15 protein-coding genes are annotated in these 22,671 nt (G+C 74.0%); 8 read left to right on the forward strand and 7 right to left on the reverse strand.

The window, feature by feature from the left end:
- Nucleotides 1–101: 101 nt before the first annotated feature.
- On the reverse strand, nt 102–1,328 hold the full coding sequence (locus F0L17_RS19355) for a hypothetical protein (RefSeq protein WP_162466434.1): 1,227 nt from the start codon (nt 1,326–1,328) through the stop codon (nt 102–104).
- Nucleotides 1,310–2,074, reverse strand: coding sequence for an ABC transporter ATP-binding protein (locus F0L17_RS19360; protein ID WP_155072048.1), 765 nt, complete (start codon nt 2,072–2,074; stop codon nt 1,310–1,312). The genes F0L17_RS19355 and F0L17_RS19360 overlap by 19 nt, the downstream gene beginning before the upstream one ends.
- Before the next feature lie 294 nt (nt 2,075–2,368).
- Here F0L17_RS19360 and F0L17_RS19365 point away from each other — a divergent pair, with 294 nt between their 5' ends.
- Nucleotides 2,369–3,817, forward strand: a complete 1,449-nt coding sequence (locus F0L17_RS19365) for an aminobutyraldehyde dehydrogenase (RefSeq protein WP_162466435.1) — start codon at nt 2,369–2,371, stop codon at nt 3,815–3,817.
- 60 nt (nt 3,818–3,877) lie between these two features.
- Here the strand turns inward: F0L17_RS19365 and F0L17_RS19370 are convergent, their stop codons facing one another.
- From F0L17_RS19370 to gabT, 3 genes are all read right to left on the reverse strand, one after another.
- Nucleotides 3,878–4,915: an adenosine deaminase gene (locus F0L17_RS19370; RefSeq protein WP_155072049.1), complete on the reverse strand. Its 1,038-nt coding sequence runs from the start codon at nt 4,913–4,915 to the stop codon at nt 3,878–3,880.
- Nucleotides 4,916–5,061: 146 nt separating this feature from the next.
- Nucleotides 5,062–5,787 (reverse strand): phosphatase PAP2 family protein, encoded by a 726-nt coding sequence (locus tag F0L17_RS19375; protein ID WP_338018142.1) that lies wholly within the window; start codon nt 5,785–5,787, stop codon nt 5,062–5,064.
- Between the two features lie 297 nt (nt 5,788–6,084).
- Nucleotides 6,085–7,437 (reverse strand): 4-aminobutyrate--2-oxoglutarate transaminase, encoded by a 1,353-nt coding sequence (gene gabT / locus F0L17_RS19380; RefSeq protein WP_155072050.1) that lies wholly within the window; start codon nt 7,435–7,437, stop codon nt 6,085–6,087.
- Between the two features lie 265 nt (nt 7,438–7,702).
- Between gabT and F0L17_RS19385 the strand changes: the two genes are divergently transcribed.
- Nucleotides 7,703–9,955, forward strand: a complete 2,253-nt coding sequence (locus F0L17_RS19385; protein WP_155072051.1) for an ATP-binding protein — start codon at nt 7,703–7,705, stop codon at nt 9,953–9,955.
- A gap of 173 nt (nt 9,956–10,128) precedes the next feature.
- Nucleotides 10,129–11,877 carry a PucR family transcriptional regulator gene (locus tag F0L17_RS19390; protein ID WP_155072052.1) on the forward strand — a complete coding sequence of 583 codons (1,749 nt, stop codon included), beginning with the start codon at nt 10,129–10,131 and terminating at the stop codon, nt 11,875–11,877.
- Nucleotides 11,878–11,908: 31 nt separating this feature from the next.
- Here the strand turns inward: F0L17_RS19390 and F0L17_RS19395 are convergent, their stop codons facing one another.
- Nucleotides 11,909–13,261: a M14 family metallopeptidase gene (locus tag F0L17_RS19395; protein WP_155072053.1), complete on the reverse strand. Its 1,353-nt coding sequence runs from the start codon at nt 13,259–13,261 to the stop codon at nt 11,909–11,911.
- 303 nt (nt 13,262–13,564) lie between these two features.
- On the opposite strand from F0L17_RS19395, the gene F0L17_RS19400 reads away from it, so the two are divergent.
- Nucleotides 13,565–15,019, forward strand: coding sequence for an aldehyde dehydrogenase family protein (locus F0L17_RS19400; RefSeq protein WP_162466436.1), 1,455 nt, complete (start codon nt 13,565–13,567; stop codon nt 15,017–15,019).
- Nucleotides 15,020–15,225: 206 nt separating this feature from the next.
- A complete protein-coding gene (locus F0L17_RS28345) occupies nt 15,226–15,411 on the forward strand; it encodes a hypothetical protein (protein WP_202917894.1) in 186 nt (61 codons plus the stop codon).
- A 120-nt stretch (nt 15,412–15,531) separates the two neighbouring features.
- Here F0L17_RS28345 and F0L17_RS19410 read toward each other — a convergent pair whose 3' ends face one another.
- Nucleotides 15,532–18,438 (reverse strand): glycoside hydrolase family 3 C-terminal domain-containing protein, encoded by a 2,907-nt coding sequence (locus tag F0L17_RS19410; protein ID WP_162466437.1) that lies wholly within the window; start codon nt 18,436–18,438, stop codon nt 15,532–15,534.
- A gap of 385 nt (nt 18,439–18,823) precedes the next feature.
- Here F0L17_RS19410 and F0L17_RS19415 point away from each other — a divergent pair, with 385 nt between their 5' ends.
- The 3 genes from F0L17_RS19415 (at nt 18,824) to F0L17_RS19425 (ending at nt 22,669) form a co-directional block, all read left to right on the forward strand.
- Nucleotides 18,824–20,491: an extracellular solute-binding protein gene (locus F0L17_RS19415; protein WP_155072055.1), complete on the forward strand. Its 1,668-nt coding sequence runs from the start codon at nt 18,824–18,826 to the stop codon at nt 20,489–20,491.
- A gap of 115 nt (nt 20,492–20,606) precedes the next feature.
- Nucleotides 20,607–21,743: an ABC transporter permease gene (locus tag F0L17_RS19420; protein WP_338018143.1), complete on the forward strand. Its 1,137-nt coding sequence runs from the start codon at nt 20,607–20,609 to the stop codon at nt 21,741–21,743.
- A 44-nt stretch (nt 21,744–21,787) separates the two neighbouring features.
- Nucleotides 21,788–22,669: a carbohydrate ABC transporter permease gene (locus F0L17_RS19425; RefSeq protein ID WP_155073882.1), complete on the forward strand. Its 882-nt coding sequence runs from the start codon at nt 21,788–21,790 to the stop codon at nt 22,667–22,669.
- Nucleotides 22,670–22,671: the final 2 nt, after the last annotated feature.

Raw genomic sequence — 22,671 nt, forward strand, 5'->3', positions numbered from 1 at the left:
CGTCGGCGCGGCCCGTCGGCGGGGTGGGCCTCCCGCGCACCGGCGCCGACACCGACCGCGCGGGCCCGTGCCGTCCGCCCCGGTGCGCCACCGGGGCGGTGTCACCGTGTCAACGGCGCCGTGGCCAACTCCGCGACCAGCCAGGTCGGCGGCGCCAGCACCGCCAGCACGGCCACCACCCGCAGCGTCGCGGCGGCCCGCAGCAGCCGACGGGAGACACCGAGCCGGCACAGCCCGGCGGTGACGGCCGCCCGCGCGGCGCGGAACTCCGCGGCCGAGCCCAGCGCCGCCGCCACCGCACACACCAGCACCACCGCCGCGCCCAGCACCGTCAGCGGTCCCACGGTGGCCTCCCCGGCCCCGCGCGCCGTCCCGTACAGGCGGACCGACCCCAGGGCCCCGGCCGTCACCGCGCACAGCACTCCCAGCGGATGCCCCACGCGCGGCGCCTCCTCCCGCAGCGCCCGGCCCGCCAACAGCCGCAGTACCCCCGGTCGCCCGGCGGCCAGCAACATCCCGCACAGGTGCACCAGTCCCGGCCCGGCCAGCACCAGCCCCAGGCCGATCACCAGCCAGCCGGCCACCACTCCGACGCCGAGGGCGTCCGGCGGGGAGCCCGGGAGCGGCACCCCGGGGCCCGTGGACGTGGCGAGCCGGTCGGCGGCGTAGGTCTCCACGGCCAGACCGACCGCGGTGACCGCCACCCCCCACGGCAGGCCGGTGGGCACCGGCGGTGTCCGGCGCGGGAGGGCGGCGGCCGGATCCGGCAGACCGGTGGACGGGCCCGGGAGGGCGTCGGACGGGGTGGAGCGCAGTCGGGTCGCCAGCGCGCCGGCCCCGGCCGCCACCAACGGTGGCACGGCCAGCAGCGTCAACGCGGCGGCGCGCGGCAGCGGACGCCCGGCCCCCAGCAGCTCCCCGGCCGCCCCGGCCAGCGGTACGGCGTCCAGCGCCCCGCCCAGACCGCCGCGCAGGTGCACGAAGGCGGGCCATGCCAACGCACAGCCCACCGCGCAGTACAGGCCCGCGGTGACGGCGGCCAGCAGCGGCAGCCGGGCCGGCCCCACGCCCACCGCGTCCAGCCCCTCCCGGGGGCGCACGCTCGGATCGGCGCGGACCGTGGCGACGGCCAGGTGCGCCAGGGCCGCCAGCGGCACCGCGCACCACAGCAGCCGGGCCACCGCCGTCTGCGGATGCCCCGGGTGCGCCACGGCGTGGGACAGCACGCTCAGCAACAGGAATCCCACGGCGCCGGCGGCGGAGGCGACCAGCGCCCGCCGTGCCAGGGCGCTGGGGCGGGAGGTGCGCACTAGGTGGAGAGCGAGCACGGTGCCCTGCCTTCCGAGCCGGGTTTCCCGGCCGTCCTCCCGGCGGTCGCCGGAGCGTCCGACGGGGCCTCGGCGCCCACCCGGCGGCCGTCCACGAGCATCACCGAACGGTCTGCCACGCCCGCCACCCTCGCGTCGTGGCTGGCCAGTACGACCGTGATCCGGTGCGAGCGGGCCGCGGTGGTCAGGGTGCGCAGCACCCGCGTCCGTTCGCCCTGGTGCAGCCGGGCCGTCGGCTCGTCGGCGAAGACCACGGTCGGGGAGTGCGCCAGCGCGCGGGCGATGGCCACCCGCTGACGCTGCGCGTGGAGCAGCGCGCCCGGCCGGCTGCGGGCGAACTCGCCGACGTCCAGCCGGTCCAGCCACTCACCGGCGCGCCGACGGGCCTCCCGTCGCCCCGTCCCCGACAACAACAGCGGCAGCGCGGCGTTCTCCCACACCGTCAGCTCCGGCAACAGGTGCGGTTCGCTGCCGACCCATCCGAAGCGGCCGCGGCGCAGCCGCTCACGTGCCGAGGCCGTGAGGCCGTGCACGGGAACGCCGTCGAACCAGACCTCTCCCCGCCCCGGCACCAGACGCCCGGACAGGCAGCCCAGCAGCGTGGACTTGCCGCTGCCGCGCGGACCGGTGACGGAAACGATCTCGCCCTCGCGGACCCCGACGGACACGTCCAGCAGCGCGGGCGATCCCTCGTGCTCGTAGTGCAGTCCGCGCGCCCAGAGCAGGTCCTCGGGTGCGGTCACCATCGACGGGCACCTCCGCTCGCCTTCGGGGTCGTGCCTCCCTCCCTGACGGGTGAACGAGTGCCAGGGGGTATCGGTCACTGGCACGGTACGGACCGCGGCCGCGACCGGAGCGGTGGCGGGCGCGGGAGCCGCCCAGTTTCCTCCGAATGGTCCTTCGGGTGCCCCTCCCACGCATTTCCGCCATTCGGGTGTCCGGAGCGGAAGAATTCCCGGGCCGGCGGGTGTGCCCAACACGTTCTTCGGTGGTTAGGGTGGGTGTCTCATTCATCGGACAACAGAGCAGGAGGGCGCGAAGTGGGCACCGAACTGCGTCGGCTGCGCAACCACATCGACGGGGAGTTCCGGGACGCCGCCGACGGGCGCACCACCGACGTCGTCAACCCGGCGACCGGCGAGGTGTACGCGACGGCTCCGCTGTCCGCCGCCGCCGACGTCGACGCCGCCATGGCCGCCGCCGAGGCCGCCTTCCCGGCCTGGCGCGACGCCACCCCCGGCACCCGACAGACCGTCGTGCTGAAGATCGCCGACGCGATCGAGAAGCGCGGTGACGAGCTGCTGGCGGTCGAGTGCGAGAACACCGGCAAGCCCCTGGAGCTGACCAGGGCCGAGGAACTGCCGATGATGCTCGACCAGATCCGTTTCTTCGCGGGCGCCGCCCGCCTGCTGGAGGGCAAGTCCGCCGGCGAGTACATGGAGGGCATGACGTCCTTCGTCCGGCGCGAGCCGGTCGGGGTGTGCGCCCAGGTGGCGCCCTGGAACTACCCGATGATGATGGCCGTGTGGAAGTTCGCCCCGGCCCTGGCCGCCGGCAACACCGTCGTCCTCAAGCCCTCGGACACCACTCCGGCCTCCACCGTCCTGTTGGCCGAGATCATCGGCGGCGTGCTGAAGGAGATGGGCCTGCCGGCCGGGATCTTCAACGTCGTCTGCGGCGACCGGGAGACCGGCCGCCTGATGGTCGAGCACCGCACCCCGGCGATGGCCTCCATCACCGGCTCGGTCCGCGCGGGCATGGAGGTGGCCGGCAGCGCGGCCAAGGACGTCAAGCGCGTCCACCTGGAGCTGGGCGGCAAGGCACCCTGTGTGGTCTTCGAGGACGCCGACATCGACGCGGCCGTCGAGGGCATCCGCGACGGCGGCTTCTTCAACGCCGGTCAGGACTGCACCGCCGCCACCCGCGTCCTGGTCCACGAGTCGGTCCACGACGAGTTCGTCGCCGCCCTGGCCAAGGCCGCCGCCGAGGTGAAGACCGGTGACGTCGCCGACCCCGACTGCTTCTACGGGCCGCTGAACAGCTCCACCCACCTGGAGAAGGTCACCGGCTTCATCGAGCGCCTGCCCGAACACGCGAAGGTCGAGACGGGCGGCAAGCGGGTCGGCGACAAGGGCTACTTCTTCGCCCCGACCGTGGTCTCCGGGCTGCGGCAGGACGACGAGATCGTCCAGAACGAGGTCTTCGGCCCCGTCATCACCGTCCAGCGGTTCGGTGACGAGGCCGAGGCCGTGGCCCACGCCAACGACGTCGAGTACGCCCTGGCGTCCTCGGTGTGGACGAGGGACCACGCCCGCGCGATGCGGATGTCCAAGGCGCTCGACTTCGGCTGCGTGTGGATCAACACCCACATCCCGCTGGTCGCCGAGATGCCGCACGGCGGCTTCAAGAAGTCCGGCTACGGCAAGGACCTCTCCGCCTACGGGCTGGAGGACTACACCCGCGTCAAGCACGTGATGACGGCCCTGTGACCGGTTGACCGGCCCGCCGCCGGGCGCGGACCGCCGCCGGTCCGCGCCCGGCGGCCCGCCTCAGGCCGGCCAGGAGGCGAGGTGGGCGTCGATCTCGCCCAGCAGGGACTTCTTGACGTCGTCCGGCGCGAAGGAGACGCGGACGGCGTTCCTCGCCAGTTCCGCCACACCGGCCGCGTCCAGGCCCAGCAGACGGGCCGCGATCCCGTACTCGGTGCACAGGTCCGTGCCGAACATCGGCGGGTCGTCGCTGTTGATCGTCACCAGTACGCCCGCCTCGGCCATCTCCCGCACCGGGTGCTCCTCCAGCGCGGCCACGGCCCGGGTGGCCAGGTTGGAGGTCGGGCAGACCTCCAGCGGGATCCGGTGCTCGGCCAGGTGCTCCAGCAGCCGCGGGTCGCGCGGGGCGCTGGTGCCGTGGCCGATGCGTTCGGCGCGCAGGGCGTCGAGGGCGTCCCGGATCGTCTCCGGGCCGGTGGTCTCGCCGGCGTGCGGGACGCTGTGCAGCCCCTCGGCGATCGCCCGGTCGAAGTACGGCTTGAACTGCGGGCGCGGCACCCCCACCTCCGGGCCGCCCAGCCCGAAGGAGACCAGGCCCTCGGGGCGCAGCTCGCAGGCCAGCCGGGCGGTCTCCTCGGCGGCCTCCAGACCGGCCTCGCCGGGGATGTCGAAGCACCAGCGCAGGGTGACGCCCAGCTCCCTCTCGGCGGCCCGGCGGGCGTCCTCGATCGCCTCCATGAAGGCGGGCCCCGGTATGCCGCGCCGGGTGGAGCTGTAGGGGGTGACGGTCAGTTCCGCGTAGCGGATGTTCTGGCGGGCCATGTCCCGGGCGACCTCGTAGGTCAGCAGCCGGACGTCCTCGGCGTCGCGCACGAGGTCCACCACCGACAGGTAGACCTCGACGAAGTGGGCGAAGTCACGGAAGGTGAAGAACTCCGCGAGCGCCTCCTCGTCGGCCGGCACCGACGTGCTCGGGTGCCGGGCGGCCAGCTCGGCGACGATGCGGGGGGAGGCGGAGCCGACGTGGTGGACGTGGAGTTCCGCCTTGGGGAGGCCGGCGATGAAGGCGGACAGACCGTCGGGGGCGGAGTGGGACATGGTTCCTCGTTCCTCCAGGTGGGCGGGGGCGCGGTCATGGTAGGCGGGTGAGGGGAACGGGCGCACACACGTGTGTCCGCGACGGCCGGGCGGTGCCGTGCGGGCGCCGGGAGGGGAGGGGGCGGGGACGCGTCCGTCGCCGGCGCCTACGGAGCGGTCGTCGCGGCGCTCCCGCCCCGGTGGCCGTTCCCCTCCCGGCCGCCCCGGCGGTCGGGACCGTGCTCCTGCCGCTCCCCACCGACCGGGGTCCCGACGCGCCGGGCCGGTCCCGGGCGGCGGCAGGCGGCGCGGACGGCGGCCAACAGCGGAGTCCCCAGGCACCAACTCGCCGACACGTCCAGCACCCAGTGGTAGCCCCGCCACACCAGCCCCGCGCCGGCGGCGGCGCACACCAGGACGGCGACCGCCACCGACAGTCGCCGCACCCGCGTCGGCAGGTACGGCAGCACCAGCAGCACGGCCGCGCCGTAGGCGATCAGGGCCGTCGCCGCGTGCCCCGAGGGGAAGTAACCGGTGCCCCCCAGCGGGCCGGGCCGGTCGGTCAGCGCCTTCAACGGCACCACCAGCGCCGGGACGGCGGCCGACGCGAGGACGGCCGTCACCGACGGGATCCAGCGGCGCCCGCGCAGCCACGCGTACCCCAGGGCCGCGGCCAGGACGGGCAGCGCGACCTCGACGTTGCCCAGGTCGGCCAGGAGTTCGGCGACCGTCGCGGGCGGGGCGTTGGCGCGCAGTACGGGGGCGAGCCGCTCGTCCGCCTCCGCCAGCGGCCCGTCGGAGAGCACCTGCCAGGCGATGGCGGCGAAGAGCAGCAGGGGCAGGAACACCGGGAGGAGCAGGGCGCGCGTCGACACCGCGAGCGCCGCCGTCACGCGGAACGGCGGCCCCGGAACAGGGGGGAGGGTTCCGGGGCCGCCGTGGCGACCGGTCACCGCGCGCCCCGGGGGGTGTGGGGCGGGCGGCCGTCCGATCGGTGAGGAGTGTGCGCGAGGGCACGACCGGGCCGGAGAAGGGGAATCGCCGACTCGGTACCGTCCACGGTCATCCGCGGACGGGACACCGCGTTCTTCCGAGAAAGAACGTACGGCAGCCGGCGGGCGCGGGACAGGCGTGTCACCACAAGGCCATGGCCCCCGCACACATTCTTCACGCCGCTCCTTCCGTCGGGGTCACTCCAGTCCGGCGAGGGCCTCCTCGACGACGTCCAGGCCCTCGTTCAGCAGGTCCTCGCCGATGACCAGCGGGGGCAGGAAGCGGACCACGTTGCCGTAGGTGCCGGTGGTCAGCACCAGCACGCCCGCCTGGTGGCAGTGCTTCGCGACGGCGGCGGTGGCCTCGGGGTTCGGCTCCTTGGTGCCGGGCTTGACCAGCTCGATCGCGATCATCGCACCCCGGCCGCGGACCTCGCCGATCACCCCGTACCGTTCGGCCGCCTTCTCCAGCCGGGGCTTCATGACCTCCTCGATGCGGCGGGCCTTCGCGTTCAGGTCCAGCTCGCGCATCGTCTCGATGGCGCCCAGCGCGGCGGCGCAGGCCACCGGGTTGCCTCCGTAGGTGCCGCCGAGGCCACCGGAGTGCACGGCGTCCATGATCTCGGCGCGGCCGGTGACGGCGGCCAGCGGCAGGCCGCCCGCGATGCCCTTGGCGGTGGTGATCAGGTCCGGGACGACGCCCTCGTCCTCACAGGCGAACCACTGGCCGGTGCGGCAGAAGCCCGACTGGATCTCGTCGGCGACGAAGACGATCCCGTTGTCCGCGGCGAACTGCCGGATCGCGGGCAGGAAGCCCTTGGCCGGCTCGATGAAGCCGCCCTCGCCCAGCACCGGCTCGATCACGATCGCGGCGACGTTCTCGGCTCCGACCTGCTTGGTGATCTGGTCGATGGCCTGGGCCGCGGCCTCCTCGGCGCAGTTGTCCGGTCCGGTGGGCCAGCGGAAGGGGTAGGCCACCGGCACCCGGTAGACCTCGGGCGCGAACGGGCCGAAGCCGTGCTTGTACGGCATGTTCTTCGCCGTCAGCGCCATGGTGAGGTTGGTGCGGCCGTGGTAGCCGTGGTCGAAGACGACGACCGCCTGGCGTCCGGTGTGCGAACGGGCGATCTTCACCGCGTTCTCGACCGCCTCGGCGCCGGAGTTGAACAGCGCCGACTTCTTGGCGTGGTCGCCGGGGGTGAGCCTGGCCAGTTCCTCGCACACCTCGACGTAGCCCTCGTAGGGGGTCACCATCGCGCAGGTGTGGGTGAACCGCTCCAGTTGTTCGGCGGCGCGGCGCACCACGGCCGGATCGCTGTTGCCGACCGAGGTCACGGCGATGCCCGAGCCCAGGTCGATGAAGGAGTTGCCGTCCACGTCCTCCAGGACCCCGCCCCCGGCGCGGGCCGCGAACACGGGCATGACCGCGCCCACGCCCCCCGCCACGGTGCTCTGCTTGCGGGCCATCAGCTCCTGGGACTTGGGGCCGGGGACGGCGGTGACGACGCGGCGCTCCTGGGGGAGGGAGGGACCTCCGGACAGTTCGGTCATGGCGGACTCCTCGGTGCGAAGGGGGTGGGAAGGGTCCACGGGTGTGGTTTCTCGCAGGCTAGGTCCCCGGACGGGGTGTCGACATGCACCGCCGCGGAGAAGTGGCCGTGTCGTGTTGGCCACGGTGGACATGGCCGGTTCCGCGGTACGGCCAACGCCCCCGCCGGGACACTAGATTGGAGCGGAGACGGTGTGGCGGTGGGCCGCCGGACGGGCCCGTCGGGCCGGGTGGGCCGGGCGAGCCGGACGAGGAGCAGAGCGGGGCATGGTGGGCGACGGGGCGCAGGGCAGTCACGGACCGTACGGACCGCCGGGGGCGCACGGCGCACCGGGGGGTGTCCCCGGCGCGCCGTGGGGCGGCGCGAACGCCGTGCCGTCGGTGCCGTCGGTGCCGCCGCCCCCACCGACGCCCCCGACGCCCCCGCCGATGCCGCGGCGGGCTCCGGCGGCCGGACCGTCCCTGGGGGAGTGGCTGCGCACCCCCCGCCCCGAGGCTGAGCCGGGCGTGTGGCGGTACGGACACCGGCCGAAACCGCCGGAGGACCCCGACCGGCTCGACGACCGACAGTTGCTGGGCGGCGCCGCGCTGGCGCTGCTGTGCGGGCTGCTGGTGTGGTCGCTCAACTACAACGGCTACCTGCCGCCGCTGATGTGGCCGCTGGACTGGTTCACGCCCGACTCCTGGAAGGGGGAGGGCGCCTTCGTCACCGCCGCCTACGTCTACTACGCGCTCGTCGCCGTCCTGCTGTCCTGGGTCTTCGGGAAGCTGGGGCGTTGGGGTGAGGTCTGGCGGCGCCACGCGCGCCCCCGGCTGGCCGGCCTCCGCGGCGCGCGGGAGGACTCCCCGGCCGGAGCGGCCGGTCCGGCGCCCGTGCCCGCCGGCGGCCCCACCGACCCCGAACTCTGGCCCGGCCTGCGGGCCGTCGGCGAGCACGCCGCCGCCGACCGGCTGACGGCGGAAGCCCGGCAGGGGCGGATGAACGACGTCGACTACGCGCGCCTGGACCGCGTCTGGCGGTCGGTGCGGGCCAGGCCCGACCGGTTGCCCGCGTTCACCGAGGCCGTGCTCGCCCGCGGCGCCGAGGCCTTCGTCCACCCCTCCGGCGACCGGGACCTGCCCGTCCGGGCGGCCCGGCACGACCTGCTGACCGGGCAGGTGCGGTTGGGCTCCGCGCCCGACGAGGAGCGCAACCCGTACGCCTACCGGGGCGTCTGCCTGGCCCTGGAACCCGCCCTGCTGAGCACCTCGCTGCTGGTGGTGGGCCCGTCGGCGGCCGGGAAGACCAGCAGGGTGGTGCGGCCGGTGGTGGAGTCCCTGGCCCTCCAGGCGCTGGCCGGGCGGGCCGCGGTGGTCGCCGTGGGCGCGGCGGGCGCCGGGCTCGGGCCGGACGAGGCCTACGACGTGGTGATCAGGCTCGGCGACCCCGACTCCGCCCACGACCTCGACCTCTACGGCGGCACCGACGACCCCGACGAGGCCGCGGCCGTACTGGCCGAGGCGCTGGTCGGCGACGCCCTCGGGGGCGGCACGGGGGGAGCCGCGTTCGGGGGGCCGGGCGGCGAGGCCGACACCCGCCGCGCCGCCACCACCCTCGCGCAGCTCATCGGCCCCTACCGCACCGCGCACGGTCGCTTCCCGGCCGTTCCCGAGCTGCGCGAGCTGCTGGACGGGGTGCCGGTCGCCCTCGCGGCACTGCGCCAGGCCTGCGAGGCCGTCGGGGACGGGGCCGCCCTGCGCGAACTGGACGCCCGCGAGCGCCAGTTCGGGCGTCCCGGCGATCCGGGGCCGCTGTTGGCCGACCGGGTCGCGCTGCTGGACCGGCCCGCGTTCGCCGGGTTCTTCCGCACCGGCGCCCCCGGGGACGGCGCTCTCCGCTCCGGTCGGCCCTTCGCCCTGCGGGACCTGGAGCATCCGCTGCGGGTGCGGATCGACCTGCCCGAGCGCGGGCACGCCGAGGCGTCCCGTCTGCTGGCCCGGTTGCTGCTCGCCCAGTTCACCACGTGTGTCCAGGGCCGTGACGAGCGTTCGCTCTTCGCCTGTCTGGTGCTCGACGACGCCGCGCAGACCCTCACTCCCGCCTCGGTGCGGGCCGTCCAACGGCTGCGGACGGCGAACGCGGGCGTGGTGCTGGCGCTGCGCAGCCTGGACGAGGTGCCCGAACCGCTGCGCGCCGCCGCCGTCGGCGCGGTCGGCTGCCGGGTGGCACTGTCGGGGCTGAGCACCTGGGACGGCGAGGTGTTCGCCCGGGCGTGGGGCCGCGACTGGGTGAAGACCGAGGACGTCACCCACAACCCCGACTTCTCCGGCGGTCCGCTCCGCAGGGCCGTGCGTGCCGTCCGGACCCTGTTCACCGGGGTGCGCGCGACGACCCGTTCGGTGACGGTGCGCACGGTGCAGCGCGAGCGCTGGTCGGCCTCCGACCTCGCCCACAAGGTGCCGCCGGGGCACGCGGTGGTGTCGCTCACCACCTTCCGGGGCGAGGCGAGCCCGCCGGTCCTGGCCCGACTCGGCGAGTAGTCCGCGTCCGGGGCGCGGGTGGGCGCACGGGGGGGCGTACGGCTGTACGGTCAGGCGCAGTCCGGCCTTATCCTCACTACCGTACGGCCAAAAACTCGTCGTCATGTGTCACCCCATCTGCCGGAAAGCGTCGACGTAATGCGGCGAACCGCCGGAAAGGGCCCAGGTCAGTCATGCCGCTCACCCTCGCCTCGCTGGTCCAGCACTCCTCCCTCAGGCTCACCGTCCTCGCGGGCGAGGGCCGGTTGGACGCGCCCGTGCGCTGGGCGCACGTCAGCGAGTTGGCCGATCCCGTGCCGTACCTGGAGGGCGGGGAGCTGTTGCTGATCACGGCGATGAAGCTCGATGTGGAGGACGCCGACGCGATGCGCCTCTACGTCGGCCGGCTGGACGCCGCCGGCGTGGTCGGGCTGGGCTTCGCGGCCGGGGTCGCCTACGCGGAGGTGCCGCCCGCGCTGCTCGCCGCGGCCCGCGAGGCGGACTTCCCGTTGCTGGAGGTGCCCCGCCGCACCCCGTTCCTGGCCATCAGCAAGGCGGTCTCGGCGGCCAACGCCGCCGAGCAGTACCGCGCGGTCACCGCGGGGTTCGAGGCCCAGCGCGAGCTGACCCGCGCCGCGCTCTCCGAGCAGGGCCCGGCGGCCCTGCTCGCGCGACTGGCCGCGCACATCGACGGCTGGGCGGCCCTCTACGACCTCTCCGGCGCGCCGGTGGCGGTCGCTCCCGCCTGGGCGACCCGCCGGGCCGCGAGGTTGGCCGGGGACGTGCGGCGGCTGTGCGATCGCCCCGTGCCCGCGAGCGCCGTGGTCGGCGAGGCTCCGGCGGACGAGCGGGGCGGGGCGGGGGAGCGGGACGGGAAGGGCCCGGACGACCGGGTGGAGCTGCAGTCGATCGGATCCGGGCGTCGAGTCAGGGCCGTGCTGGCGGTGGGCACCGACGCCCCCCTGGGGACCGCCGAACGCTACGCGGTCAACTCCGCCGTGGCCCTGTTGACCCTGGCCGCCGAGCGGTCCCGCGCCCTGCAGGGGGCCGAACAGCGGCTGGGAGCCGCGGTGCTGCGGATGCTGATGGCGGGGGAGGCCGACCACGCCCGGGCGGTCGCCGGCTCCCTGTACGGCGGACTGTTGGACGAGCCGCTGCGGGTGGTGGTCGCGGAGGCCGTGCCGGGCACGGGGGGCCGGCGGCGCGCGTCCGCCGCCTCCCGCGCCCGGGGGGAGGACGAGGCCGTCCCCGACGGCGCGGGGGAGGCGGCGGACCCATCGCCGGCGGTGCTGGACGCGCTGGCCGAGCGGGTCGAGGCGGCCGCGGCACGGGCCGGCGAGTCGGTGCTGCTGGTTCCGCACGCCACCAGGCTGACCGGCCTGGTGGCCGACGGCGGAGCCGCTGCCGCCGCCTGCGCCGAGTTCGCGGAGCGGGCCGAGGCCGCCCCCGGGGGCGACGTCCCCGAGGCGGGGCGGACCGGGCAGACGGGGCCGGGTCTGGTCGTCGGCGTCTCGGCGCCCGCCGGGATCGCCTCCGCGGCCGTGGCCTTCCGGCAGGCCGAGCAGGCGCTGTCCGTCGCCCGCCGCCGGGGGCGGGCGCTGGTGGAGCACGAGGACGTGGCCTCCGGATCGGTGCTGCCGCTGCTGGCCGACGACGCGGTGCGCGCCTTCGCCGACGGCATGCTGCGGGCGTTGTACGAACACGACGCGCGCGGCCGCGGCGACCTGGTCGCCTCGCTGCACGCCTGGCTCTCCCGGCACGGGCAGTGGGACGCGGCCGCCGCCGACCTCGGCGTCCACCGGCACACCCTGCGCTACCGGATGCGGCGGGTCGAGGAGATCCTCGGACGGTCGCTGGACGACCCGGACGCGCGGATGGAGCTGTGGTTGGCGCTCAAGGCGACGGCGGCCGTGCCGCCGGCCGCGGACGGACGAGCCGGCTGACCCGCCCGCCCGCGGCCGTGCCGTCGGCCGGTCAGGAGGCGCAGTACTGCCGTTCCTTGCCGATCGAGCGGTACATGCAGTCGGCGTTCTCCAACAGCAGGAGCACCGCGCCCTCGTTGCGGGCGGTCTCCCGCTCGATCACCTCGTCGGGCGGGTAGAAGCCGTCCCGGCCGTTCGGCCCGGGGTACATCTCGAAGGTGTAGCTGAAGATGCGGTGCACGCCCCACATCCAGTCGTTGATCGACCCGTCGGTGACGTACAGGTCGCTGGACTGCTGCGGGGTGTAGCCGTTGGAGGCGGCCATCGCCCGGCCGACGGTGGCGAAGGCGTCGCGGTCGTCGCGGGTGAGGCCGGGCGCGGTGTCGCTGTGGGTGTAGCCGTAGGGCCACAGCACCAGTTCGCTGTAGGTGTGGAAGTCGATGTGCGCCCTGATCTGCTGTTCCCCGCCGACGACCCGGCTCTCGACGAAGTCGGCGACGACCCCCACCTCGGTGGCGGACCCGGGGGACGGGCCGCGGTAGGTGAGGCTGGAGGGGTTGGAGGAGGAACCGCCGCAGCAGCCCCACTGGTAGGGCCAGTTGCGGTTGAGGTCGGTGCCGACGTACCGGGAGCCGGGGGTGGGCTGGCGGTTCTTGCGCCAGCTGCGGTAGGTGCCGCCGGCGATGTCGTACTCGCCGCCGTCGGGGTTCGCGTCCGGGATGATCCACAGCTCCCGCTGGTCCACCATCCGGGTGATGCGGGCGTCCGAGCCGTACCGCTCGCCGAACTCCCGGATCACGTAGAGCGCCATCTCGACCGTCAGGTGCTCGCGGGCGTGCTGGTGGTGGGTGAACAGCACCTCCGGTTCGTCCTCGTCGGCGCGGACGTTGTCGCTGATCTTGACGGCGACGATGTCGCGTCCCTCGTGGGAGGTGCCGATGACCTGCCGGGAGAGGATGGTCGGGTGTTCGCGGACGTACCGGTCGATCGCCGCCGTCATCTCGGCGTGGTCGTGGTAGCCCGAGTCGGCCGGCGGGAACCCGAGGGTGCCGGTCTCCTGCCCGGTCCCTCGGTCCGTCGACCGGTTCGGCGGCGCGGGGAGCGCGGAGATCCGGTGCCCGGCCTTCCGCAGCCGCTCGACCTGCGCGGTGTCGGCGGTGACCACCACCGAGTGGTCGCGCACCGCGTCGATCGCGGCGCCGGTGCGGGCGATGGCCGTGCGCTGCTCGGCGCTGTCGATCCCGGCTATCTCGTACTGCCGCTCCCCTCCGGCGGTGGTGGTGGGGGCGGACCGGGGACCGTCCTCGGGCGCGGCGGTGGCCTGTGCTCCGAGGGGAACGGTCAGCGCGAGGGTGAGGAGGAGGGCCGCGGTGAGGGGCCGCCGCCCGGTCGTACGTCTACGCATCGCGTCTCCTGGGGTGTCCAGTTCGACGGGTGGGGGGCCGTGCGTTTCATGTCATGGTCGCGGCAAGAGGGAGGACGGGCAACCCCACCCTCCTGGCCAAAGAGGAGCGGGAAAACACCGAAGTGCTACGTGCCGGACAACGGCCGTGGGCCGGTGCGGCCCCTACGGTGGAGGCGGAAGGTCGTCCGTGCCAGCGCGGGCGCCGTCCTCCCGCACGCCGTCGGCATCCGTCGACCAACCGCCCCTCGACACCTCGGGCGGAACCCACATCGCTCCACCACTTCGGAAGGGCCGGGATACGCAGTGACCACAGCGATCTCCACGCACGCGTTCTGGCTCGCCGGTCGCGAGGCGACCGGCGACGAGACCTTCGAGGTCACCTCGCCCTGGGACGGCCGGACCGTCGGCACCGTCGCCGTTCCCACCGATGACCAGGTCGAGCGGGCCGTGGCCGCCGCGACCGACGTCGCCGCCGAGTTCGCGGCCACCCCCGCGCACGTGCGCGCCGCGGCCTTGGACCACGTCTCGCGGCGGCTCGCCGAGCGTTCCGAGGAGATCGCCCGGCTGATCTCCGCCGAGAACGGCAAGCCCGTCAAGTGGGCCCGCGGCGAGGTCGGCCGCGCCGTGTCGGTCTTCCGCTGGGCCGCCGACGAGGCCCGCCGCTTCAACGGCGGCACCGCCCAGCGGCTGGACTCCGACGCGGGCGGGGCCGGTCGCCTGGCCCTGACCCGCCGCTTCCCGCGCGGGCCGGTCCTGGGCATCGCGCCGTTCAACTTCCCCCTCAACCTGTGCGCCCACAAGGTCGCCCCGGCGATCGCGGTCGGTGCGCCGATCCTGCTCAAGCCCGCGCCGGCCACCCCGCTCTCCGCGCTGCTGCTGGGCGAACTGCTGGCCGAGACCGACCTGCCCGCCGGCTCCTGGTCGGTGCTGCCCGTCCCCAACGACCGCATGCCGTCGCTGGTGAGGGACGAGCGGCTGCCGGTGCTCTCGTTCACCGGCTCCGGCCCCGTGGGGTGGTCCATCCTGGACTCGGTGCCCCGCAAGCGCGTCACCCTGGAACTGGGCGGCAACGGCGCGGCCGTCGTGCTGGCCGACTACTCCTCGGAGGAGGATCTGGACCGGGCCGCGCAGCGCATCGCGACCTTCTCCAACTACCAGGGCGGCCAGTCCTGCATCTCCGTCCAGCGCGTCATCGCCGACGCTTCGGTGTACGACCGACTGCTGCCCAAGGTGGTCGCCGCGGTCGAGGCCCAGGTCACCGGCGACCCGTCGGACGACGCCACCGACGTCGGCCCGCTGATCAGCGAGGACGCCGCCAAGCGGGTGGAGTCCTGGGTGGACGAGGCGGTCGACGCCGGGGCGAGGCTGCTGACCGGCGGCAAGCGCGACGGTGCCACCTACGCGCCCACCGTCCTCGCCGACGTCCCCGCCGACGTCACGATCTCCTGCGAGGAGGTCTTCGGCCCCGTGCTGACCATCACCTCCGTCGAGGGCGAGGAGGCCGCCTTCGCCGCGGTCAACGACTCCCGGTACGGCCTCCAGGCGGGCGTGTTCACCCACGACGTGCAGGCCGCCTTCCGCGCCCACCGCGCCCTGGAGGTCGGCGGTGTGATCATCGGCGACGTGCCCTCCTACCGGGCGGACCAGATGCCCTACGGCGGCGTCAAGGAGTCCGGTGTGGGACGCGAGGGCGTGCTGTTCGCCATGGAGGACTACACCTACGAGCGGGTGATGGTCCTCACCGGCCTGGACCTGTGACCGGGGTCGGCTGACGGGAGCCCACGGCGGCCGGGACGCGCACACCGCGCGTCCCGGCCGCCGTCGTCCCGGGGGAGGGACGGCAACGCGGGGAGTCCACCACCGCGCTCGACCCGGCGGCGACGGCGGCGACGGTCGTCGCGGTCGTCCGGGGCGGCTACGTCCTCGCCCGCTCCGCCGCCTCGTCCGCGCCCTTCGAGCAGGCGATGGACGAGGTGTGGACGGCCGCCCACGAGTCGGGCACGCACTCCGTCGTGCTCGGCCTCGACCCGCACCGCCGGGAGCTGGTCCACTTCGCCCTGCGGGAGAGCCAGGGCACGGGGACGAGGGGCGGCGGCACCCGTTACGAGGTCCTGCGCCTGTCCGAGGGGCCGGACGGGGGGAACCGGTGAACCCGGCCGACACAGGCCGCCTCACCACGCACTTCCGCGCGGTGCCGTGCCGGGGGTGACGCGTGATCGCCGCGGCCGGCGCCCGAGGACGGGAGCCGGCCGCGGCGCGGCCCGCCCGCGTCAGGTGGATTCGGCGGACGAGGGGTCGCCGAAGCCCAGGCGGGCCAGTCGGAGGGAGCCGCGCAGGGTGACGCGGAGAGCGCCGACGCCCGTCGGGGGCTCGGGCAGGTCGGCCCGCACGGTGGTGTAGGCGTAGCGGTCGCCGGTGGAGGGGACGGCGAGGGCGATCGACGCGGCGCCCTCCGGGTGGAGGACGACGGTGGCCTCGCCCGGCTCCTCGCGGGCGGCCCGCACGGTGACCGAGCCGGGGCCGGAGCCGAAGTCGCAGGAGAGGAAGACCAGTTCCGCCTCCCCGCGCCCGGTGGGGGCGACCGCGTCGCCGCGCTCCCGGCTCAGGTCCACCAACTCGGTGCCGCGCTGCTCGTCGTAGTCGGCGGCGGCGATGTCCGCGACCGGACGCGGCCCGGGCGCCTCGCCGTCGACGTGGACGGTGGTCGTGGCGCGGACGTCCGCGCTGGAGGCACCGACCTCGACGCCGTACGTGCCCGGCGCCACCGTCCACCGGCCGTGCGCCACGTCCCAGTGGCCCAGCGCCTTTGACAGCGGGACGGTGAACTCCACCTCCCGCGAGGCGCCCGGCGCCAGACGGATCCGCCGGTGACCGGCCAGGGCGCGGTGCGGGCGGGGGAGGGCGGGGCCGGCCACGTCCGCCGCGCGGACGTAGAGCTGGACGACCTCGTCGCCCTCCCGTTCGCCGGTGTTGGTCACCGCGCAGCGGACGGTCAGGGTCCGCCCGTCGTGCGACGCCGTCGCCTCGCCGTAGGAGAAGGAGGTGTACGACAGCCCGTGCCCGAAGGGGTACAGCGGCGTGCCGTCGAAGTACAGGTAGGTGGCGCGGGAGCCGATGATGTCGTAGTCGAGCAGGTCGGGGAGATCGGCGTCGTCGGTGTACCAGGTCTGCGGCAGTCGCCCGCCCGGTGAGACGTCGCCGGCCAGGACCGCGGCCAGCGCGTCCCCGGCGGCCTGCCCGCCGTGGGCCGTCCACAGCAGGGCGGGCAGCGCGGTGTCGGCGTCCCCCACCGCGTACGGGTAGGCCGAGGTGAGGACGAGGGCGGTGCGCGGGTTGGCGTCGCGGGCCGCCCGCCACAGGCGGTCCTGCTGCTCGGGCAGGGCGAGCGTGGTGCGGTCCTCGGTCTCCCTCCCGTTGATGTGCGGATCGTTGCCCGCGACGACGACCACCACGTCGGCCTCGGCGGCGGCGGCCCGCACCGCGTCCTCGCCGCGCTCGACCGTCTCCACGGTGAACACCGTGCCCTCCTCGCCGTCGGCGGCAACCCTCGCGCCGTCGGCGGCGACTGTCAGGTACCGGCCCGTCCCCCGGTGCCACAGGAGGTGTCCCCCGCCGTGCGGTCGCAGCTCGAAGGTCTCCTGCACCACCCAGCCACCCGGCTGCCCGGCCGAGGCACGTACCCGACCGTCGTCGGCGACCGACAGGTACCTGCCGCACTCCGCGCGCAGCGTCACCACCCCGCCGCCCCAGTCCACCAGGGCGAACGTGTCGCGCGCGGCCGGCTCGGCGCGGACCTCCAGCGGCGGCAGGTCGGTGCGTCCGCGCAGCAGCGCCGGGTCCAACGCGCCGGCCGCGGCGGGGTCGTCGGGGTCGCCGGGGTCGCCCCCGTCCCCACCGGGACCGGTGTCGGGAACGGCGAGCCGACCGCCGGCGCAGTGCAGCCGGATCCGGTCGGCGCCCTCGGCGAACGTCACGCCCTCGGCGCCGAACCGCTTCCGCAGACCGTCCAGCGGGGTGGAACGGTGCAGCAGGGCGCCGCTGTACCAGTCGAGCTTGCACTCGTCGGCCAGCAGTCCGACGACCGCCACCCGCACCCCCTCGGCCAGGGGCAGCAGGCCGTCGTTCTTCAGCAGGACGACCGCCTGCTCGGCCGCCTCGCGCGCCAGCGCGCGGTGCTCGGGGGTGTCGAACGCCGCGTCGGAGGCGCCGTCGGCGGGTTCGGGGTCGAACTCGCCCAGCGCGAAACGCATCGTCAACAGCCGCCGCACCGCCGTGTCGACGTCGGCCTCCGTCAGCAGGCCGCGCTCCAGCGCGCCGCGCACCCGGGCGATGACGACGGAGGAGTCCTCGCCGTGGTCGGTGAAGCTGTCCACGCCGGCCCGCAGGGCGGCGGCGGTGGCCTCCTCGTGGTCGGCGAAGTAGCCCTGGGAGTCGGCGAGGTTGCTGGGGGCGCCCGCGTCCGAGCACACCACCAGGTCCCGGTCGCACCAGGTGCGCAGTTCCTCGGCCAGCAGCGGGGAGAGGTGGTTGGGGCGGCCGTTGACCAGGTTGTAGGCGGGCATCACCCCGGCCACCGCGCCCGTCCGCACCGGGCCGCGGAAGGCCGGCAGTTCGTACTCGTGCAGCACCCGGGGCCGCACCGAGGCCGAGGAGGTGTCGCGGTCGGTCTCGTTGTTGTGCGACAACCAGTGCTTGAGCACCGGGGCGGTGCGCAGGCGGGTCGGATGGTCGCCGCGCAGGCCCCGGGTGTAGGCGCCGGCGAGCGCGGCGGTCAGGTGCGGGTCCTCGGCGTACCCCTCCTCGTTGCGGCCCCACAGCGGGTGGCGCAGCAGGTTGACCGTGGGCGACCAGACGTTCAGACCGACGCGCGGGTCGCGGGCCCGCATCGCGCGCACCTCCCGCCCGACGGCCTCGCCCACCCGGCGCACCAGATCGTCGTTCCAGGTCGCCCCCAGGCCGACCGCCTGGGGGAAGACGGTCGCCGGGCCCATCCAGGCCACGCCGTGCAGGGCCTCCTGGCCGGTGCGGAAGGCCGGCACGCCCAGGCGCTCCACGGCGGGCGCGAACTGGTGCAGCATCGCGACGCGCTCGTCGAGGGTGAGCCGTCCCAGCAGGTCGTCGGCGCGTTCCCGGGCCGACAGGCGCGGATCGCGGAAGGGCGGCTGGTCGGTGCTCACGTAAGGAATCCCCTCGGGGTGGTCGGTCCCCGCCGGCGTCCACGGCGTCACGAGTTGCCGGCAACGGCGCAGCGGGTCGGGGACGCGAGCGTCGCGCGCCCCGGGTGCGGTTCACGATTCGAAGCGCTTCGATGCTGGAGCTGTGGAGGGGCGGGTGTCAAGGCATTGAACGGCAACAACCTCGGAACCCTTGAACTTCCTGCGTTCGAGCCATGGAGAGAGCTTGGATGTTTCTTTGTCCCGACTCTTGCGCGCTATGACCCTCAGGCTTAATCTCGCCGCAATATCGAAGCGCTTCGACCGATTCGTTCGACCGGCGGGACCGTGCCGGGCCGCCAGGCCGCTTTGGTCGTCCGCCGACGCGCCGCCACGAAGGGTTGCCACCATGTCCCAGACCCACAGCCCCAGCCGGAGAACGTTCCTCGCCTCCACGGCCGTCGCCGCCGCCGTGGTCGGCGGGGTGCCGCTGCTGTCGGCGTGCTCATCGGAGGGTGGCGGGGGCGGCAAGGGCGGCACGACGACCAAGAAGGACGCGGCCAAGCTCCTCCCGACCTACCGGGCGTCCCGCGTCGTCGAGCCGGACATCCCCAGCGAGAACGGGTCCCGCCCCGGTTTCACCGGCAAGGCCGAGCCGTACGCGCAACTGCCCGCCTCCGTTCCGGAGAAGCTGGGCAAGGGCGGCAAGGTCACGATCATGAGCCCGCTGTGGGGCACCCCGCCGAAGAAGGACTGCGCCTACTACCGGGCCGTCGACGAGGCCACCGGCGTCACCGTCGACTGGCAGACCCAGGACGGCAACACCTACGGCGAGAAGCTCGGCGCGGTGCTCGCCTCCAGCGGCATCCCCGACATGGTGGTGATCCCCAGCTGGGAGATGCAGGGCAAGATCCCCAGCGCCATCGACAGCCGCTTCGCCGACCTCGGCTCCTACCTGTCGGGCGACAACGTCGAGAAGTACCCCAACCTCGCCGCCATCCCCACCGAGGCCTGGCGGATGTCCATCTTCAGCGGAAAGTTGAAGGGCCTGCCCCTCCCGTCCGGCGCGGTCGACATCGTCATCCCCTACTACCGCCAGGACATCTTCGAGGACAAGGGCTGGGAGGTTCCCACCAGCGCCCAGGGGTTCATGGACCTGGCCAAGGAGATCACCGCGCCCAGGGCCAAGGTGTGGGCCTGCGAGGACATGAAGTGGACGGCGTTCAACGTCTTCGGCGCGCTGCCGGACAAGCCGTACTGCTGGGAGTGGCAGGGCGAGAAACTGGTCCACCGCATCGAGACGGACAACTACCTCGAGGCGCTGGAGTGGACCCGCAAGCTCTACGCCGCCGGAGTCGTCCACCCCGACGCCATGGCGGTGCGCGGTGACGCGGGCACCCGCTTCACCGCCGGCCAGTCGATGATGACCAACGACGGCAACGCCAAGTGGTACGGCTGGACCTTCGAGCAGCGCGAGCAGAACCCCGACTTCCGTGTCTCGGGCATGGACATCTTCGGCCACGACGGCGGCGATCCGCGGCTGTACTTCGCCAACCCGGCCGGCATCTGGGCCTTCGTCAACCGCAAGGCCTCCAAGGAGACGGTCGAGGAGTGCCTGGCCATCGCCAACTTCGCCGCCGCCCCATACGGAACCAGGGAGAACCGCCTGGTCCGGTACGGCGTCGAGGGCACCCACTACACGCTGGAGGACGGCGTGCCCACCAAGACGCCCCAGGGCGTCACCGAGACCCAGGACACCTACTTCTTCACCGCCGGCTCCGAGGCCGTCGCCGCCTTCCCCGACTACCCGCAGATCGTGAGGGACTGGTGCGCCTGGCAGCAGCGGATGGGCGCGTTCATGAAGAAGCCGCTGCTGTACGGGATGCAGGTCCGCGAGCCCAACCGGTGGGCCAACCTCGGCGACCAGTTCGAGGACCTGGAGGACGACGTCGTGCGCGGCCGCAAGAAGATCTCCGACATGCAGCGGGCCATCGAGGACTGGCGCAAGGCCGGCGGCGACGAACTGCGCGACTGGTACCGGAAGCTGATCGACGAGGTCGGCGAGTCCGCCGCCTGACCGACCCGCGCACCCCAGGCGAGGGCCCGGCGCGGGCACGCACCGCCAGGACGCGCCGTCCGCACGCGCGTCCCGCACCGGGTCGGGCCCCGGCAACGCTGACGAGGAGAGACCCGTGTCGCACAGCACGGCCCCCGGCGGGGCGCCGGCCGACGGCGCCGGATCCACCGGCATGGCCCCGGCACCCCACATCGCACCGGCGGCGCCCGCCGGCTCGCCGACGGCGGACGGCACGCCGTCGAACGCCCCACCGCCGGACGACGGCCGGCGTCCCGGCCCGAGGAGGGGGCGGAGGAAGGGCCGGAAGGCGGCCGCCCCGCCCGGCGGCATCACCTGGCGGCACCGGCTGCGCCGCGACCGCGCCCTGGTCCTGATGACGGCGCCCGCGCTGCTGCTGGTCCTGGTCTTCGCCTACGTGCCGCTGCTGGGCAACGCCGTGGCCTTCAAGGAGTTCGACCCCTACGTCGGCGAGTCCTTCTTCGAGAGCTTCGAGCTGAGCCCCTGGGTGGGCTTCGAACAGTTCCAGCGCATGTGGGACGACCCCTACTTCTGGGGGGCCGTCGAGAACACCCTGGTGATCTTCCTCATCCAGTTGGTGTTCTTCTTCCCCATCCCGATCCTGCTGGCCCTGCTGATCAACAGCATCATCAGTCCGCGGGTGCGCGCCTGGGCCCAGGGCGTGCTCTACCTGCCGCACTTCTTCTCCTGGGTGCTGGTGATCACCGTCTTCCAGCAGATCTTCGGCGGTGCCGGGATCATCGCCCAGACGATGCGGGACCACGGCGGGGGCGGTTTCGACCTGATGACCGACCCCGACTTCTTCAAGTTCCTCGTCACCTTCCAGATGATCTGGAAGGACGCCGGCTGGGGCATCATCGTCTTCCTCGCCGCGTTGGCGGCCGTCAACCACGAGCTGTACGAGGCCGCCGCCATGGACGGCGCGAACCGGTGGCGCCGGATGTGGCACGTCACCCTGCCCGCGCTGCGTCCGGTGATCGCGATGCTGCTGGTGCTGCGCGTCGGCGACGCCCTCACCGTCGGCTTCGAACAGATCCTGCTCCAACGCAGGGCGGTGGGAACGGGGGCCAGTGAGGTCCTGGACACCTACGTCTGGAACGTCGGCCTGGAGAACGGCGACTTCGGCTACGCGGCGGCCGTCGGCGTCGTCAAGGGGATCTTCGGCCTCTGCCTGGTCCTGATCGCCAACAAGACCGCCCACCTGCTGGGCGAGCAGGGGGTGTACAAGAAGTGAGCGTGCTGACCGAGGACCGGGAGGTCGAGAACACCGGCGCCCGGATGCGGCCCGCCTGGGAGGAGCCGCCCGGCCGTGTCGGCCTCACCGCCAAGGGCGTGGTGCTGGGGGTGGCCTGCCTGGCGATCCTCTTCCCGCTGTGGATCGTGATCGTCACCAGCCTGTCGCCGGCCGAGACCATCCGGCAGGCGGGCGGGCTGGTGATCGTGCCCGACGGGATCACCTTCGAGGCCTACCGCGAACTGCTCAGCGGCGGCCAGGTCACCCGGGCGACCGTCATCAGCGTCTGCATCACCGTCGTGGGCACCCTGTTCAGCATGACCGTCTCGGTGCTGTGCGCCTACGGCCTCTCCCGCTCCGGTTCCTTCGGCCACCGGCCGATGCTGATGACGCTGCTGGCCACGATGTTCTTCGGCGCCGGGCTGATTCCCACCTACCTCCTGGTGCAGTCCCTCGGCCTGATCGACTCCTACGCCTCGCTGATCCTGCCCAGCGCGGTCAGCGTCTTCAACATCCTGGTGCTGCGGGCGTTCTTCATGGGCACCGCGCCGGAGCTGATCGACAGCGCCCGCATCGACGGCGCCGGCGAATTCCGCATCCTGTGGCAGGTCGTGATGCCGTTGTCCCGGCCCGTGCTGGCGGTGATCTCGCTGTTCTACGCGGTCGGCTACTGGAGCGCCTGGTTCAACGCGTCGATCTACCTCAACGACCAGACCAAGATGCCGCTCCAGGTCGTGCTCAACCAGATCGTCCTGGAGGGGCAGCGCCCCACCGGCATGTCCCAGATCGTCAACACCGGTCAGATCCACACCCTGTCGGTGCAGATGGCGGTCATGGTGCTGGCCCTGGTGCCGGTCTCCGTGCTCTCGCCCTTCGTCCAGAAGCACTTCAAGAAGGGCATGCTCATCGGCGCCGTCAAGGGCTGAGC

This window comes from Streptomyces taklimakanensis (genome assembly GCF_009709575.1).
Taxonomy (GTDB): Bacteria; Actinomycetota; Actinomycetes; order Streptomycetales; family Streptomycetaceae; genus Streptomyces; species Streptomyces taklimakanensis.

What these genes read in the sequence shown, in the direction of transcription:
- gabT (WP_155072050.1), bottom strand. Translation starts at nt 7,437, where the DNA reads ATGACCGAACTGTCCGGAGGTCCCTCCCTCCCCCAGGAGCGCCGCGTC.
- F0L17_RS19415 (WP_155072055.1), top strand. Translation starts at nt 18,824, where the DNA reads ATGTCCCAGACCCACAGCCCCAGCCGGAGAACGTTCCTCGCCTCCACG.
- F0L17_RS19390 (WP_155072052.1), top strand. Translation starts at nt 10,129, where the DNA reads ATGCCGCTCACCCTCGCCTCGCTGGTCCAGCACTCCTCCCTCAGGCTC.
- F0L17_RS19360 (WP_155072048.1), bottom strand. Translation starts at nt 2,074, where the DNA reads ATGGTGACCGCACCCGAGGACCTGCTCTGGGCGCGCGGACTGCACTAC.
- F0L17_RS19395 (WP_155072053.1), bottom strand. Translation starts at nt 13,261, where the DNA reads ATGCGTAGACGTACGACCGGGCGGCGGCCCCTCACCGCGGCCCTCCTC.
- F0L17_RS19425 (WP_155073882.1), top strand. Translation starts at nt 21,788, where the DNA reads ATGCGGCCCGCCTGGGAGGAGCCGCCCGGCCGTGTCGGCCTCACCGCC.
- F0L17_RS28345 (WP_202917894.1), top strand. Translation starts at nt 15,226, where the DNA reads ATGGACGAGGTGTGGACGGCCGCCCACGAGTCGGGCACGCACTCCGTC.
- F0L17_RS19370 (WP_155072049.1), bottom strand. Translation starts at nt 4,915, where the DNA reads ATGTCCCACTCCGCCCCCGACGGTCTGTCCGCCTTCATCGCCGGCCTC.
- F0L17_RS19385 (WP_155072051.1), top strand. Translation starts at nt 7,703, where the DNA reads ATGGTGGGCGACGGGGCGCAGGGCAGTCACGGACCGTACGGACCGCCG.